Annotated in this window: 14 protein-coding genes; 5 read left to right on the top strand and 9 right to left on the bottom strand. The window is 38.4% G+C overall.

Annotated elements, in window-relative coordinates:
• Positions 1-5 precede the first annotated feature (5 nt).
• A complete protein-coding gene (gene thrA, locus ACR1PO_RS06945; protein WP_433986290.1) occupies positions 6-2453 on the bottom strand; it encodes a bifunctional aspartate kinase/homoserine dehydrogenase I in 2448 nt (815 codons plus the stop codon).
• A 334-nt stretch (positions 2454-2787) separates the two neighbouring features.
• Here thrA and ACR1PO_RS06950 point away from each other — a divergent pair, with 334 nt between their 5' ends.
• The 3 genes from ACR1PO_RS06950 to ACR1PO_RS06960 are packed head-to-tail and all read left to right on the top strand — an operon-like array spanning position 2788 to position 3451.
• The gene (locus ACR1PO_RS06950; protein WP_433986291.1) at positions 2788-2982 is read left to right on the top strand and encodes a bacteriocin-like protein; all 195 of its coding nucleotides are present in this window, start codon (positions 2788-2790) and stop codon (positions 2980-2982) included.
• A gap of 53 nt (positions 2983-3035) precedes the next feature.
• A complete protein-coding gene (locus ACR1PO_RS06955) occupies positions 3036-3206 on the top strand; it encodes a bacteriocin-like protein (protein ID WP_332385392.1) in 171 nt (56 codons plus the stop codon).
• A 38-nt stretch (positions 3207-3244) separates the two neighbouring features.
• Positions 3245-3451 (top strand): hypothetical protein, encoded by a 207-nt coding sequence (locus ACR1PO_RS06960; RefSeq protein WP_332385393.1) that lies wholly within the window; start codon positions 3245-3247, stop codon positions 3449-3451.
• A 58-nt stretch (positions 3452-3509) separates the two neighbouring features.
• Here the strand turns inward: ACR1PO_RS06960 and ACR1PO_RS06965 are convergent, their stop codons facing one another.
• The 4 genes from ACR1PO_RS06965 to ACR1PO_RS06980 form a co-directional block, all read right to left on the bottom strand.
• A complete protein-coding gene (locus ACR1PO_RS06965; protein ID WP_433986292.1) occupies positions 3510-3671 on the bottom strand; it encodes a bacteriocin-like protein in 162 nt (53 codons plus the stop codon).
• 52 nt (positions 3672-3723) lie between these two features.
• On the bottom strand, positions 3724-4743 hold the full coding sequence (gene nadA, locus ACR1PO_RS06970; RefSeq protein ID WP_433986293.1) for a quinolinate synthase NadA: 1020 nt from the start codon (positions 4741-4743) through the stop codon (positions 3724-3726).
• 103 nt (positions 4744-4846) lie between these two features.
• Positions 4847-5410, bottom strand: a complete 564-nt coding sequence (gene gmk / locus ACR1PO_RS06975; protein ID WP_332385395.1) for a guanylate kinase — start codon at positions 5408-5410, stop codon at positions 4847-4849.
• Positions 5411-5492: 82 nt separating this feature from the next.
• A complete protein-coding gene (locus ACR1PO_RS06980) occupies positions 5493-6350 on the bottom strand; it encodes a YicC family protein (RefSeq protein WP_002976716.1) in 858 nt (285 codons plus the stop codon).
• A 182-nt stretch (positions 6351-6532) separates the two neighbouring features.
• Here ACR1PO_RS06980 and miaA point away from each other — a divergent pair, with 182 nt between their 5' ends.
• Entirely contained in the window at positions 6533-7453 is a 921-nt protein-coding gene (gene miaA / locus ACR1PO_RS06985; RefSeq protein WP_332385396.1) for a tRNA (adenosine(37)-N6)-dimethylallyltransferase MiaA, read from the top strand.
• A 177-nt stretch (positions 7454-7630) separates the two neighbouring features.
• Here miaA and ACR1PO_RS06990 read toward each other — a convergent pair whose 3' ends face one another.
• The 4 genes from ACR1PO_RS06990 to ACR1PO_RS07005 all read right to left on the bottom strand — a co-directional run bounded on the left by ACR1PO_RS06990 (position 7631) and on the right by ACR1PO_RS07005 (position 14525).
• Positions 7631-9043, bottom strand: coding sequence for an efflux transporter outer membrane subunit (locus ACR1PO_RS06990; protein ID WP_332385397.1), 1413 nt, complete (start codon positions 9041-9043; stop codon positions 7631-7633).
• A 139-nt stretch (positions 9044-9182) separates the two neighbouring features.
• Positions 9183-12365: an efflux RND transporter permease subunit gene (locus ACR1PO_RS06995; RefSeq protein WP_433986294.1), complete on the bottom strand. Its 3183-nt coding sequence runs from the start codon at positions 12363-12365 to the stop codon at positions 9183-9185.
• A 40-nt stretch (positions 12366-12405) separates the two neighbouring features.
• Complete coding sequence (locus ACR1PO_RS07000) at positions 12406-13566, bottom strand: efflux RND transporter periplasmic adaptor subunit (protein WP_433986295.1); 1161 nt, start codon at positions 13564-13566, stop codon at positions 12406-12408.
• 362 nt (positions 13567-13928) lie between these two features.
• Positions 13929-14525 (bottom strand): TetR/AcrR family transcriptional regulator, encoded by a 597-nt coding sequence (locus ACR1PO_RS07005; protein ID WP_002976724.1) that lies wholly within the window; start codon positions 14523-14525, stop codon positions 13929-13931.
• Between the two features lie 310 nt (positions 14526-14835).
• Between ACR1PO_RS07005 and ACR1PO_RS07010 the strand changes: the two genes are divergently transcribed.
• Positions 14836-15390, top strand: a complete 555-nt coding sequence (locus tag ACR1PO_RS07010; protein ID WP_332385400.1) for a thioredoxin family protein — start codon at positions 14836-14838, stop codon at positions 15388-15390.
• The last annotated feature ends 151 nt before the right edge of the window (positions 15391-15541 follow it).

Genomic DNA, 15541 nt, shown 5'->3' on the forward strand with positions numbered 1-15541 from the left:
ATTATTTAAATAGAACGGATTATATCTGCAAAAACTCCGCTTGCTGTTACATCAGCTCCGGCACCGGCTCCTTTTACAACCAGTGGCTGCTCAGAATATCTCAATGTTTTGAAAATGACAATATTATCTTTACCATAAAGGTGAAACAGATCACTTTCGGGAGCAATATGCTGTAATCCCACCTTAGCTTTTCCATCTTCAAACTCTGCAACATATTTCAGTATTTTACCTTCGTTTTTGGCTTTATTCAATAAGCTTTTAAAATGATCTTCATACACTGTAAGCTTTTCATAAAAATTATCAACACTTCCCTGCATGCATTCCTCCGGCAGAAAACTGATATTTTCAATTTCTTCAAACTGAAGCGGATATCCGGCCTCTCTTGCCAGAATTAAAATTTTTCTTGCCACATCCTTTCCGGAAAGATCAAGCCTCGGATCCGGCTCTGTGTATCCTTCCTTCTGGGCCTGTGCTACCACTTCAGAAAATGTTCTGCTGCCGTCATACTCATTAAAGACAAAATTCAATGTCCCACTTAGTACAGCTTTAATAGATTGGATTTTATCTCCGCTTTTGATCAGGTCGTTAATGGTTCCTATAACCGGAAGTCCGGCACCTACATTGGTTTCAAAATAAAAATTGCAGTTGTGATTTCTTGCGGTATCTTTTAATGCTTTATATTGTTTAAAATCTGAGGAAGCCGCAATTTTATTACAGGCCACAATATTCACACTTCTCTTTAATAAATTTTCATAAATTTCCGGAACATCAGGACTTGCCGTAACATCAACAAAAACAGAGTTTCTCAGATTCCTCCGGATTATTTCTTCAGCAAATTCTCCGGCAGAAGCTTTTTGCCCCTGCTGATTCCAGGTAAGATAGTTTTCCTGGGATATCCCCTGATCCGCAAATAACATATGACGACTGTTGGAAATTCCTGCAATTCTCAGATTGATTAAAAAATTTTCCTTTAAATAATCATTCTGGTTATAAATCTGCTGAACCAGTTTTGAACCTACATTCCCTGTTCCGCAGATATAAAGATGGATCTGCTTGATTTCAGATTCAAAGAATTCTTCATGAAGTACATTCACTGCTTTTTTGCTGTCTTTTTCTGAAATGACAATACTGATATTTCTTTCCGAAGATCCCTGTGCAATAGCTCGTATATTGATACCGTTATTTCCGAGACATCCAAACATCTTTGCACTGACCCCGCTTCTGCTTTTCATATTTTCTCCCACTAAAGCTACAATGGAAAGACCGGTCTCAATTTTTACCGGAAAAACTCTTTTCAGGTTGATGTCATCAGCAAAGGAACTGTTGATCGAATATTCAGCACGTAAAGCATCTTTTTCTTCAATAGCAACAGTGATGGAATGTTCTGAAGATCCCTGGGTAATCAGAATTATATTTATTTTTTCCTGACTTAAGCATTGGAATAATTTTGCCGAAATACCGGGAATTCCAACCATTCCGCTGCCTTCCAGTGTAAGCAGGGCAATATGGTTCATATTTGAAATTCCTACTGCAACCTGCCTTCCGTTCTCAGAAGATTTCAGCTGATGGGAAATTAAAGTTCCCTGAGCATCAGGGGCAAAAGTGTTTTTGATGATCAGGTCAATATTTTTCACCATGACAGGCTGAATGGAAGGTGGATAAAGCACTTTTGCCCCAAAGTGCGACAGCTCCATCGCTTCATGATAAGATATTTCTGAAATAGGTTTGGCATTGGAAGCAAGACGGGGATCTGCAGTCATCATTCCGCTGACGTCAGTCCATATCTGGAGCTCTTCCGCATGAACAGAAGCTGCAATAATAGAAGCTGTGTAATCTGAACCGCCTCTTCCCAGTGTTGTCGCATTATTTTTTTCATCGCGGGCTATAAAACCGGGGCCTACGATGATACGGTTCTGCTTTTCACTGAGAAAACCTACAATATTCTTTTCAGTAAAACTGAAATCTACTTTTGCGTGAGTGAAATTGCTGTCTGTTCTGATAAGGTCTGCAGAGTCCATCCAAATGCAGTCTAACCCTTCATGCTGTAATCTCGCTGCAATAATTTTTGAAGAAAGAAATTCTCCGTAAGATGCAATTTTATCTTTGATTCTGGCAGTAAGCTCACCAAGTACAGAGATTCCGTTGCAAAGATCTTCAATATCATTGAAATGTTTTTTTACAAAGCTCAGCCACGAACTTTGTTCCGCAATTGGGAAAAGTTCTTTCACTAAGTTAATATGCTTTTCTTCAAGGTCTCTGATAATCTGTATATACTTTTCATCTTTTACAGAAGCATTTTCAGCTGCTTTGATCAATTGATCTGTAACACCATGAAGCGCTGATACAATTACAACAACCCTGTTTTTTAAAGATTCACTTTTTATAATTTTTTCCACCAGTAAGATATTCTGAGAATGGGCGACTGATGTTCCGCCGAATTTTAAAACTTTCATCAATTATTTATTTGAAGTTGGATAAAAAAAGAAGTGGCTACTCTCTGAAAAAAGAGTACGGGTACCGGAAATTATATGTGAAAATTTACCCCGTTATGGGGTAGTTGTTGTAGTTGTGAATGTAGAAACAGAAGATATGCCTGAAATAAGTGATTTCAGGGCAGAAATATCAGATATGTTTCTTAGAAAATTCATTGTAACGGAACAAATGTACAAATTATTTTGAAACGGCCAACTTTTAATCCTATAAAATTTATTTCCATTTTTAGAGATATATTTGCTGTAATTGGTTAAAAATCTTATATTTAGGATTTTAACCATAATAAAATTAACCATGAAAAATTTAAAAAAAGTGAATCGTAAGAATCTGAAGTCCATCCGTGGAGGAGATGTGAATGATTGTTTTGAGTATTGTCCTGCAGGCCCATATGGACCAGGTGAACCCAAGTCATGTGCAGATTATCACGCCTTGCCGCAATGCTGTAAAGGAAGAGTACTGGTCAGTTTTGAATGTTCTGATCCGTATTGATTTTTAAGCAATAAACAATAATTTTCTTATTTCTAATCTTAAAATTAAACATTATGAAAACAATTAAAAAATTATCACGTGAGCAAAAGAAAAACATCACCGGAGGATTTACTGATATCCAGATTGAAGCTTGTGGTGGTGAACAGTTTGTATGTTTCCGCGGAGGTGGACAATGGGGATGCTGGCTGAAACCGGGAGGAACCTGTTATGCACCAATGCTGTAAATATTGGTATGTTAAATCATTTAAAAATTAGAATGGCTATGAAAAGTATAAAGAAATTAAACCGAAAAGAACTTGAACGAATAAATGGAGCCGGCCCGTCAAGATGCGCAGGATGCCCACAGAATGCTACATTCGGAGATGGCCCGGGATATCAGTATTCCTGTGCGGCTTATCAGGGACTTCCAGATTATTGTAAAATGTGTGTTCTGGTAAGCATAGAATGCGTGGATGGAGGAGTATCCTAAACTATATTTGTACTAATAAGATAATGAAAAAGCACTGTGAAAAACAGTGCTTTATTTTTTAACAATTGGGTGGGAAATGTTCACCTTTCGGAACACACATTGGTTCTCCATAACATCCTGTTCCGCAAGTTTCATGTATTTCGCAGTTTAAGCTACATATGCCCACGCTTCCTTTTACATTTTTAAGACTTTTTCTGTCTAATTTTTTTAGATTTTTCATATTTATTATTAGTTTAGATTCTAAATATAATAAATATTCAATGACTAAAAAATTATTTTATGCTTTTAGAAAGATCAAGCATGGCTTCAATAGGTTTCAATGCTTTTAATCTTAGTTCTTCGTCGATAAGAATCTCAGGAAGTTCATACTTCATGCACAGGTAAAGCTTTTCCATGGTATTACGTTTCATGTAAAAACATTCTGAACAGTTACAGCTTTCGTCAAAAACCAATGCAGGTATCAGTTCTTTGTGAGGAGCGCGTTTTTTCATTTCGTGAAGAATTCCTTCTTCTGTGGCGATAATGAATTTCTGGCAGTCGTCTTTTTCCACATAATTCAGCAGGGCAGAAGTAGACCCGATAAAATGAGCCAGTTTTAAAACAGCTTCTTCACTTTCAGGATGAGCAATCAGTTTAGCATCCGGATTGTCTGCCAGTTGCTGTGCAATTCTTTCCATTGAAAAAGCTTCGTGTACTACACAGCTTCCATCCCAAAGGATCATATCACGTCCTGTTTTTTTAGATAAATATCTTCCCAGGTTTTTGTCCGGTGCAAAAATGATTGGTCTGTCTTTCGGAAGAGCTTCAATAACTGTTTCCGCATTGGAGCTTGTTACGATAATATCACTTTCTGCTTTGGTTTCCGCATTACAGTTGATGTAAGTGGCAATTAAAGCATTTGGATGCTGATCACGCATCTTTCTCAGCCCTTCTCCTGAGCAACCGTCTGCCAGTGAACATCCGGCCATGGTATCAGGAAGAACTACTTTTTTAGTTGGGTTCAGAATTTTAGCGGCTTCTGCCATGAAATGTACTCCGCAGAATACAATCATGTCTGCATTGGTTTCTTTTGCCTGTCTTGCGAGCTGTAAAGAATCTCCCAGGAAATCAGCGATATCCTGAATTTCTCCCGGTTGGTAGTAATGGGCCAGGATAACAGCATTTTTTTCCTCTTTAAGTTTAAGAATGGCTTTCACCAATTCTTCTCCCTGAGGAATAGTGATATCTTTTATATCCAGAAATCCTCTTACAGGAATTGCAGATTTAGCTTTTTCTAATGTTTCGGTACTCATATCAACCTCAATTTTTTATTATCAGAAGCTAGAGGTTAGAAATTAGAAGTTAGATTTTGAGAGTATTGATTACTTCCATCTTCTGGCTTCTATCTTCCAGCCATTACTTACTGATAAAACTTTTTATTAAACTTTCTATTTCTTTTTTAGCGGTATCAAGATCTTCATTGATCACGATCTTGTCAAACCCGCTGGCATAGGTCATTTCTTCTGCTGCCTTCGCTACACGGGTTTTTATAGTTTCTGCATCATCTGTATTTCTGGAAACCAATCTTCGTTCCAGCTCTTCAATGGAAGGTGGTTCTATAAAGATAGACAAGGCCTTTTCGCCAAAGTATTTTTTTAATGAAATACCTCCTTTTACATCTACATCAAAAATAACAACTTTTCCCTGATTCCAGATTTTTTCCACTTCAGATTTTAAAGTACCGTAATATTTGTCAGTATATACTTCTTCATATTCTACAAAAGCATCTTCGGAAATTTTCTGTCTGAACTCATCCGGTGTCAGAAAATGATAATCTACCGCATGAACTTCGCTTCCCCTCGGTTGTCTCGTAGTACATGAGATTGAAAATTCCAGTTCTGGAAATGTTTTCAGTGAATGCTTTACCAATGTAGTTTTTCCGCTCCCTGATGGTGCTGAAAATATAATTACTTTATCCATTTTTTTGAGTTTCGGGTTCCGGGTTCCGAGACTTGTGTTCCATTCTTAGAAAGAGCCACGTATCTCATAATCCGTACCTGCGTTACAATACGTTTAACGTTTGTTCTTTTATTTTTTCCAGGTCATCTTTCATCATTACTACCAGTTTCTGGATTTCTGCATGATTGGCTTTAGACCCAAGTGTGTTGATCTCCCTTCCGATTTCCTGAGAAATGAAACCCAGTTTTTTTCCGTTGAAAGACTCATTGTCCATTACTTCTTTATAATATTTCAAATGCTGGGCAAGTCTTACCTTTTCTTCAGAAATATCAAGTTTTTCAGTAAAATAAGCCATTTCCTGGTAGAAACGCGTTTCATCAACATTTTCAAATTCTTTCAGGGATTTCTGGTAACGTTCTTTCACGCTTACAATTCTTTCTTCCTCAAAAGGAATCACTTCTCCAAGATATTTATCAATATTCTGAATATTCCTGTTTAATTCTTCATGTAAAATACCACCTTCCGTTTTCCTGAATTCTTCAAATCTGTCAACGGCATTATTGACAATTTTAGCCAATGCTTCCCATTCACCTTCTGTAAGCTCATCAGGTCTTGAGGTAATGGCATCAGGAAGTCTTACTGCCATTTTCAGGTATTCAAAATCGGGACCGTCAGAAGCTATGTTTTTAAGTTCGTTGATATAAGAGTCGATTAAATTTTTATTGATTTTTACATCATTAGACTCTTCAAGGTTCTCAATATTAACGTAGCAGTCTACTTTTCCACGGATAATTCTATCGTTAAGAATTTTTCTGATTTCAAATTCTTTTTCTTTATAACGTAAAGGAATTTTAATATTCAAATCAAAGCTCTTGCTGTTCAGAGATTTAATATCAATTGTAATTTTTTTTCCTTCAAAAACATCTTCGGCTCTACCGAATCCGGTCATTGATAAAATCATAGTTTTTTATTGTTCTACAAAGATAAACATTTAAGTCTATAGTTTGGCTAATGTTGAATGGCTGGAAGATGGAGGGAGGCAGGAAGATTGTTATCATTATAACCTATATCTAATTTTGCCTTCCAGCTTCAGGCTTCCAACTTCCAGCAAATTAAATAAACCCATTTTCGTAAATTAGCGGGGTGAAAAATAAAAATTTAATTTCTGTTGTAGGACCCACCGGAATTGGTAAAACGAGACTGGCAATTGATTTGGCCCAACATTTCAATACCGAGATTATTTCCTGTGATTCCCGTCAGTTTTTTAGAGAAATGAAAATAGGAACAGCTGCGCCTTCAGAAGAAGAACTGGCGGCAGCACCTCATCATTTTATAGGAAACCTTTCTGTGGAAGAATATTACTCCATCGGGCAGTATGAAGAAGATGCGCTTGAAAAACTCAATGAACTTTTTACCACCCATGACACTGTCATCCTTGTCGGTGGAAGTATGATGTATGAAAAGGCTGTGATAGAAGGTCTGCATGATTTGCCGGAAGCCAATGCTGAAAACCAGGAAAAGCTTCAGACTATGATGGAGCAGGAAGGAATTGAGAAACTTCAGGAAATTTTACAAGAACTCGATCCGGAATATTTCGGTGTGGTGGATATTCACAATCATCGTAGACTTTTACGTGCCATTGATGTAATCTGGCAAACCAATACAAAATATTCTGAATTAATTGCGGTGTCACAGGATTCCAGAAATTTTAATGTTATCAGGATCGGAATTGAAGCTCCAAGGGAAGAGCTGTATGAGAGAATCAACCGCAGAGTGGATATTATGATGGAAAGCGGATTGCTGGATGAAGTGAAGGGCCTTGAGAAATTTAAAGATCTGACGGCTTTGAATACGGTAGGTTACGCTGAACTGTTCAAATATTTTGATGGAGAGTGGGATCTTGATTTTGCGGTTTCAGAAATTAAAAAGAACAGCCGCAGATATGCAAAACGCCAGCTGACCTGGTACAGAAAAGCGGATGATATTCATTATTTACAATTAGGATATTCTGAAAAAGACTTTGACGATTTGCTAAAATGGATTGCGGAGGAGTTTCATGAATAAATTAAGAGCTCTGTTTGTCATTCTGACGAAGGAAGAATCTCATCAATCATTTTAAAGATTCTTCATTCCACTTTGTTCCATTCAGAATGACAGTACGGATGGCCATTAATTAAGGTTTTTATATTGAAAAAATGCGGTCCATAAAGGACCGCACTTCAACAAATATAATTTAATTTACTACTTCCAACCGCCGCCCAGCGCTCTGTATAGATCTACAATGCTGCTTAATCTCTGTCTCTTAATGGAAGCCAGGTTCAACTCTGCCTGTAGGGAATTTCCCTGTGCTGTAATCACTTCCAGGTAATTGGCTGAACCTCCTTTATAAAGAAGCTGTGCACTTTTAATTCCGTCTTTCAGTGTAGCGGCCTGCTCCGTAGCTTTCTGCTCCTGAACTTTTAAATTCTCATTGGAAACCAATGCGTCAGCAACTTCGCCCACCGCATTCAATACAGACTGACGGAACGCAAGAACATTTTTCTCTCTTTGAATTTTAGCTACTTCCAGATCTGTTTTCAATTGTCTTTTCTGGAAAATTGGCTGGGTAATTCCTCCTAAAACCGATCCGAATAACGAAGCCGGAATCTGGAACCAGTTGTCGAATTTGAAGGAATTTACACCGCCATTGGCAGTAATTTTTAATGCCGGATACATATTGGCTTGGGCAATTCCTACCATGGCATTGGATTCTAATAAAAACAATTCCTGCTGACGAACGTCCGGTCTTCTGCTTACCATTGCTGCAGGAAGTCCGGCAGAAATGTTTTGTGGTAAGGAAGTATCAGACATTTCGAGCGTTCTGTTTACTTTATTGGGAAGTTCTCCAACCAGGATACTCAGTGCATTTTCCTGGATGGCAATATTCTGTTCCAGCTGGGCAATCAGAAGCTCTGTTGCCTGTTTCTGTGCTGCGGCCTGCTGTACTCCTAAAGAAGTGTTATCACCGCTTTCCCACATTTTTTGGGTCATTAATAAGGTATTGCTGGTGAGTTCCAGATTGGATTTTGCGATCGCCAGTTGTTTATCAAGCATCAGCAGGTTATAATATCCCTGTGCAATGGCAGCTACTACCTGAGTCTGAACTGCTTTTGACCCTTCATACGTTTGAAGATACTGCATTCTTGAAACCTCCTGCTGATTTTTGATTTTCCCCCAGATGTCAGCTTCCCATGAAAGGTTGAAGGCTGCGTTATAGTCTTCAACATGGCTTGAACCTAAAAATAAATTTAAGCTTTGCCCGTTCATGCTGTTTTTGGAAGGTCTTGAGATCTGTCCGCTTACTCCGAAACCTACATCCGGATATTGCATATATTTTGCCTGTTTCAGCTTTTCCTGTGAAGCCGCAACCTGCTTTAAGGCAATCTGAAGGTCATAATTATTTTTAATTCCTTTTTCAATCAGTTCCTGTAAAACAGGATCGCTGAAAAACTGTTTCCACTCCAGATTGGCGATGCTGGCAGTGTCTGCAGTTGCAGTATACTGAAACTTTTCCGGAAGCGGCAGCTCAGGCTCCGTGTATGCCAGTTTTGACACACACGATACAGAGCCTATAGCCAGCGCAAAAGTTAGAATAATATTTTTTACTCTTTTCATAGTTGTAATAGACTTTTAATGGATACAAAATTTGAGTGTTTTGCCACAGGTGATTCAGATTTTCACAGCATTCTTAGCTTACAATCACTTAAAGCGAAATCTTTTGTGGCTTAATCTATCTCAGTTTTGTTAATCTTTATTATTGAGCTGAAGCTAAAAGTTCTTCTTCCATTTGTTTTTTCAGAAGTCTTTTCTTTTTTCTGCTCGGCATTTTTTCATGCAGATACTGGAATATTACATACATTACCGGGATGATAAAAATTCCGAATAGTACTCCCGTAAGCATTCCTCCTACAGTACTATAGCCGATAGAGTGGTTACCTTTTGAAGATGCTCCCTGTGTCCAGATCAATGGAAGCATTCCCACGATGAAGGCAAAAGAGGTCATTAAGATCGGTCTTAAACGTAATCTTGATGCCTGGAGTGCAGATTCTATTAAAGTTTTTCCTGCTTTTCTTCTCTGTACGGCAAACTCTACGATCAGGATGGCATTCTTTGCCAAGAGTCCGACAAGCATGATCAATCCCACCTGAACATAAATGTTATTGTCAATTCCTGCCAGCCCTGTGAAGGCAAATACTCCGAAAATCCCTGTTGGAATGGTAAGAATAATAGCAAAAGGAAGCACATAACTTTCATACTGAGCAGCCAGCAGGAAGTATACAAACAGAATACTTAAGAAGAAGATAAATGCAGTCTGTCCGCTTGTTTTGATCTCTTCACGGGTAATTCCTGTCCACTCATATCCATATCCTCTTGGTAATGACTGCTGGGCAACTTCTTCTACTGCTTTGATGGCATCTCCGGTACTGTATCCCGGTTTTGGTGTTCCGTTGATCGTTACTGCATTGAAAAGGTTATTTCTTGTTACCGTTTCAGGTCCGAAAGATCTTTTTAACGTTACCAGTGTTTTGGCCGGAACCATTTCTCCTGATTTATTTTTCACATAAATGCCTTCCAGTGAATTGACGTCTGTACGGTAAGGAATATCAGCCTGAGCCATTACTCTGTAATATTTTCCGAATCTGTTGAAATCCGATACAAAGCTGCTTCCGAAATAAATCTGCATGGTCTGCATCAGTTCTGTTACCGAAACACCCAGCTGGTTGGCTTTATCCGTATCCACATCAATAGTGTACTGAGGGTTTCCTGCTGCATAAGTGGTAAAGGCAAAAGCAATTTCAGGTCTTTTCATCAGCTCACCAATGAACTGCTGAGTGGTTGTTCCCAACTGTTCAAAAGAACTGTTTGTTTTATCCTGAAGCATGAACTCAAATCCGGAAACGTTACCGAAACCTTGTACAGTAGGGAAGTTGAAGAAGAATGCATTGGCATCTTTTACCTGGCTTACCTTTCCTGTTAAAGTTCCTGCAATCTGATCAGGATCTTTCATCTCACCACGCTTGTCATAATCTTTAAGCTTAATGAAACCTGCAGAATATGGAGAAGCGTTAGCATTACTGATAAAGTTCATCCCGTCGGCTACCCAAAGGTGATTCGTTGCCTTTTCACTATTGATGATCTTGTCGATCTGAGCTGTTGCTCTGTGTGTTCTTTCCAATGAACTTCCCGGAGGAGTATTCACTGCATATAACACGAAACCCTGGTCTTCAGTAGGAATAAATCCTGATGGTGCTTTTTTGATCAGGAAGATACTTGCTGCTGTAATGATAACAAGACCTCCTATCGCAACCCACTTATTTTTGATTAAAAACTTAAGACTGTAAATGTATTTTCTGGTCATGCTGTTGAAGCTGGCATTGAATGCATTAAAGAACCTTGCTCCAAAACCTGTTTTATGACCATGTTCACCATGCTCTCCCTGAGGATCATTCAGAAACATTGCACATAACGCCGGACTTAATGTCAATGCATTTACTGCTGAGATTAAAATCGCAATAGCTAATGTAAATGCAAACTGTCTGTAGAAAACTCCTGCAGGTCCCTGCATGAAACCAACCGGAATAAACACGGCACACATGACCAGTGTAATAGAGATAATAGCTCCTGAGATTTCACTCATCGAGTTCATTGTAGCATGTTCTACCGGCATTCCTGTCTGTTCCATTTTTGAGTGGACGGCTTCCACGACCACAATCGCATCATCCACTACAATACCAATGGCCAGAACCAATGCAAACAGTGTAAGCATGTTAATACTGAATCCAAATAACTGCAGGAAGAAGAATGTTCCGATAATTGCCACAGGAACTGCAATGGCAGGAATTAACGTAGATCTGAAATCCTGAAGGAAGATATATACTACGATAAATACCAGAATGAAGGCAATTACTAAAGTTTCCACAACCTGATGAATAGAGGCATCCAAAAAGTCTTTGGAATTATACATGATAATAGGTTTTACTCCTTTGGGAAGGGTAGTTTCCATTACTTTCACCTGCTTTTCAATTTCTGTCAGGATTTCATTGGCGTTGGATCCTGCAGTCTGTAAGATCGCGAATCCGGCAACCGGTTTTCCATCCACTCTGTTGGTAGCAGTATACGTATAAGAACCGAATTCTACTCGTGCCACATCTTTTAACCTTAAGAAAGAACCATCACTGTTTGCTTTGATGGCGATGTTTTCATAGTCTTCATCCTTGTTCAGTTTTCCTTTATATTTAAGGATATATTCGTAAGTTTCCTTACTTCCCTGTCCAAGACGACCAGGAGCAGCTTCAAGGTTGTGATCTTTAATGGCTCCCAAAACTTCCTGAGGCGAAAGATTATTAGCCGCCAGACGATCCGGTTTCAGCCAGATTCTCATCGAATAATCCCTAGTTCCGAATACCTGAGCCTGTGCTACCCCGGGGATACGCTGTATCTGTGGAATAACATTAATCTTCAGGTAATTCTGAAGGAATAATTCATCATATTGTTTTGCATCTTCACTGGTTAATCCCATGAACATGATCATACTGTTCTGTACCTTCTGTGTGGAAATTCCCGCCTGTACTACTTCCTGAGGCAGCTGGCTCATCGCTTTGGATACACGGTTCTGTACGTTTACTGCGGCGTTATCCGCATCAGCACCCTGTTTGAAGTAGACGCTCAGGGTCATGGTTCCGTCGTTACTGGAGTTTGAGGTCATATACGTCATGTTCTCTACTCCGTTCACAGCCTCCTCAATCGGGGTCGCTACCGAACGTGCTACAACCTCCGCGTTGGCTCCCGGATAGAATGCCGTTACCTGTACACTCGGTGGAGCAATGTCCGGGAAGAGGGCAATCGGTAAATTAAAGAGAGACAGGGCTCCCAATAATAAGAGTATTATGGAGATGACCGTTGAAAGGACCGGTCTTTCTATAAATTGTTTTAACATAAGAAGTTTATTTTTTTAAGTCTTCTGTATTCGGAAAGGATTATAATGGTTTCGCTTTTAATAAGCTGTCAGAAGAAATATTTTTCGGCTTGACAGAAGCACCGTCTTTTAAGTTCCCGATTCCTGTGAATACGATTTTTTCTCCAGGCTTAAGCCCTTCAGAAATAAAATAATAGCTATCCGTTTTTCCTGATATTTTGATCGGTCTTCCGGTTACCTTCTGATCTTTACCCATTACGTAGACATAGGTTTTATCCTGAATTTCGAAAGTAGATTCCTGCGGAATTACTACCGCATTGGAAATCAACTGAGGCATACGCACTCTTCCGGTGTTCCCCGTTCTTAAAGTTCCGTTGGCATTAGGAAATACGGCACGTACACTGATGGCTCCTGTCGTTTTGTCAAACTGTCCGTCTACAATGCTTAGTTTTCCTTTTTCAGGATAAGTACTGTTATCAGCGATCACCAGTTCTACCATTGGCATATTTTTCAGTTTCTCTTCCAAAGTAGCTCCCGGATATTTATTCTGGAAAGCAATAAAGTCAAGTTCACTTAAAGAGAAATAAGCATAAATTTCGCTGATATCAGATAATAATGTTAATGGATTAGGATCTGTTCTGGAGATCAGACTTCCTTTTTTGTAAGGAATTCTTCCGATATAACCGCTTACAGGAGCTGTAATGGTTGTAAATCCTACATTAATTCTGGCATTTCCTACAGAAGCTCTGGCTTGTGCAGCAGCAGCAACGGCAGCTTCGTAATTGGCTTTTGCGGTTTTAAGCTGTACATCAGAAACTACTTTTGCAGCAACCAATGGCTGTAGTCTGTCTACTTCCACTTTTGCTTTCTGGATATTGGCATTGGCAGCCTGCAGATTGGCCTGTGCCATATTCATCTGTTCGCCGTAGCTTCTGGAATCTATTTTAAATAATGGCTGTCCTGCTCTTACATAAGAGCCTTCCTCTACATAGATTCTGTCAAGATAACCGTCTACCTGAGATCTGATTTCAACATTATTTTTTCCTTCCAAAGCAGTAGGGAATTCCTGATATGTAGTAGCGGGTGATGTAATAACGGTATAAACCGGAAGTTCTGGAGCTGGCGGCGCGGCATTGGTGCCTTCTGCGGCCTTGGTGCAGCTCTGTAAAAGAATTATACTTGCAATAAGTACAATAAACCTTGTTTTTCCAGGTATTTTCATTGTTAGTTTAATTTTTAATGAAGTGTTAGATTTAAGTAAAGTTTTTTTGATAAATGCTGTTTTTTTTCCTAACAGTGTTAATGGTTAGTTCAAAAAAAATTACAGAATTTTTAATGTGCAATGAGGTCAATCGTTTCCATAGCTGAATTTTTTAATGTTGCTTTTATATATAAGATGAGGTGTATATGTGTTAATTTTACTAACAGTGTTAATTGATTAAGCAAAAAATGATTACTTTTAACAGCTGAATGTTATGAATTGCTTCATAATAATTTCATTTTTTAGTCAGGAATAACAGAATAATTTTCCATTAATTCAGTGTTAAATTTCCTAACGGTGTTAATTTTTAATTCAAAAAAAATTTACAAAGACTTAATAAAAGCCGAAACAGTTTCGTCCAAAGTCGTCTTATTCATTGTTGAAGGGATATCAGCAGTACGCATCATCATAATAGAGATCATTCCGTGAACGGCAGAAAACAGAGCATGAGACATATGACAGGCATTGTCGGGATTGGATCCGTTTTTCTTAATAATCTCATAAGTACATTCATAGATCAGTTCCTGGAATGACGAAAATTCCTTTTTCATCTGTCCTTTTCCGCAGCATTGCATTCCAAGACCAAACATCAGCTGGTAATATTCCTTATTTTTAAAAGCAAAGTTCCAGTACGCATCCACAATGGCAACAAGCTGCTCTTCCGGAGTGTCGTGTTTCTGCTGAGCTTTTAATAATTCTATGTGTAACTTGTGAAAGCCATCTAATGAAATTTCAAACAGAATGGCATCTTTATTTTCAAAATAATCATAAACTACAGGGGCACTATACTCAATAGCATCTGCTATTTTACGCATAGAAAGTGAACCCCAGCCTTCGGTTTTAGCCAAAGTAAAAGCAGCCTGCAAAATATTTGCACGGATGGATTCTTTTTCTCGTTGACGGCGTTCATGTAGACCCATGATATTATTTTACTAACAGCGTTAGCAAAACTACAAACTTTTTGATATAACTTCCAAAGGATATTATGATTTTTATAGATTGGACTACTACTTAATGAAAAATAAATGAAGGCTGGAAGCTGGAAGAATGGGAGCTGGAAGTTATTTCTAACATTAAATAATGGAATAATAGAATTTGGCTATAACTATTTTTGAGCCTTAAAATCTTCCCTCCTCCAGCTTCCTTACCCTACAAAAATAAAATGTCTGTTTCAGAACCCGGCTCAATTAACAAAAGAAATAATTATCTTTGCCAGTAAAGAAAAAGGATATGAATACTCCATCAAATATGCTGGCATTAGGAACAAAAGCACCGTTTTTTGAGCTTCCTAACCCGTCAAAAACAAATGAACTTCAGTCTTTGGAAGAACTGAAAGGAGAAAAAGGAACACTGGTTATCTTCATGTGCAACCATTGTCCGTTTGTTCTTCATGTGATTGATAAGATTAATGAATTATACGAAGATTATAACGAAAGAGGAATTGAATTCATAGCAATCAATGCCAATGACGTTGAAAAATATCCGGCAGATTCTCCGGAAAAAATGATTGAATTCCAGATTGAAAGAAGATTTGATTTTCCTTACTTATTCGATGAAAGCCAGGCGGTAGCCAAAGCTTATGATGCGGCTTGCACACCGGATTTTTATTTCTTTGATGATAAACTGGATTTGGTGTACAGAGGTCAGATGGATGATTCAAGACCTGGAAACAATAAAGATGTAACCGGTGAAGATTTAATCATTGCTTTTGAAAATCTTTTGGCTGGAGAACCTCAGGAAGAAATTCAAAGACCTAGCATGGGATGTAATATTAAATGGAAATAATTGCTGGTTGCTAGTTGTTTAGTTACCGGTTTTTACTTAATAATATAAAGCTGCTCTTTTGGAGTGGCTTTTTTGTTGATTGTAACATCGTTCACTTAGCTATTCGCACACTTTGTCACTCCGCAGGAGTTTCAATGGCTTATTTTTTTAC

Source organism: Chryseobacterium amylolyticum, assembly GCF_051011775.1.
In the GTDB taxonomy this organism is placed as follows: domain Bacteria; phylum Bacteroidota; class Bacteroidia; order Flavobacteriales; family Weeksellaceae; genus Chryseobacterium.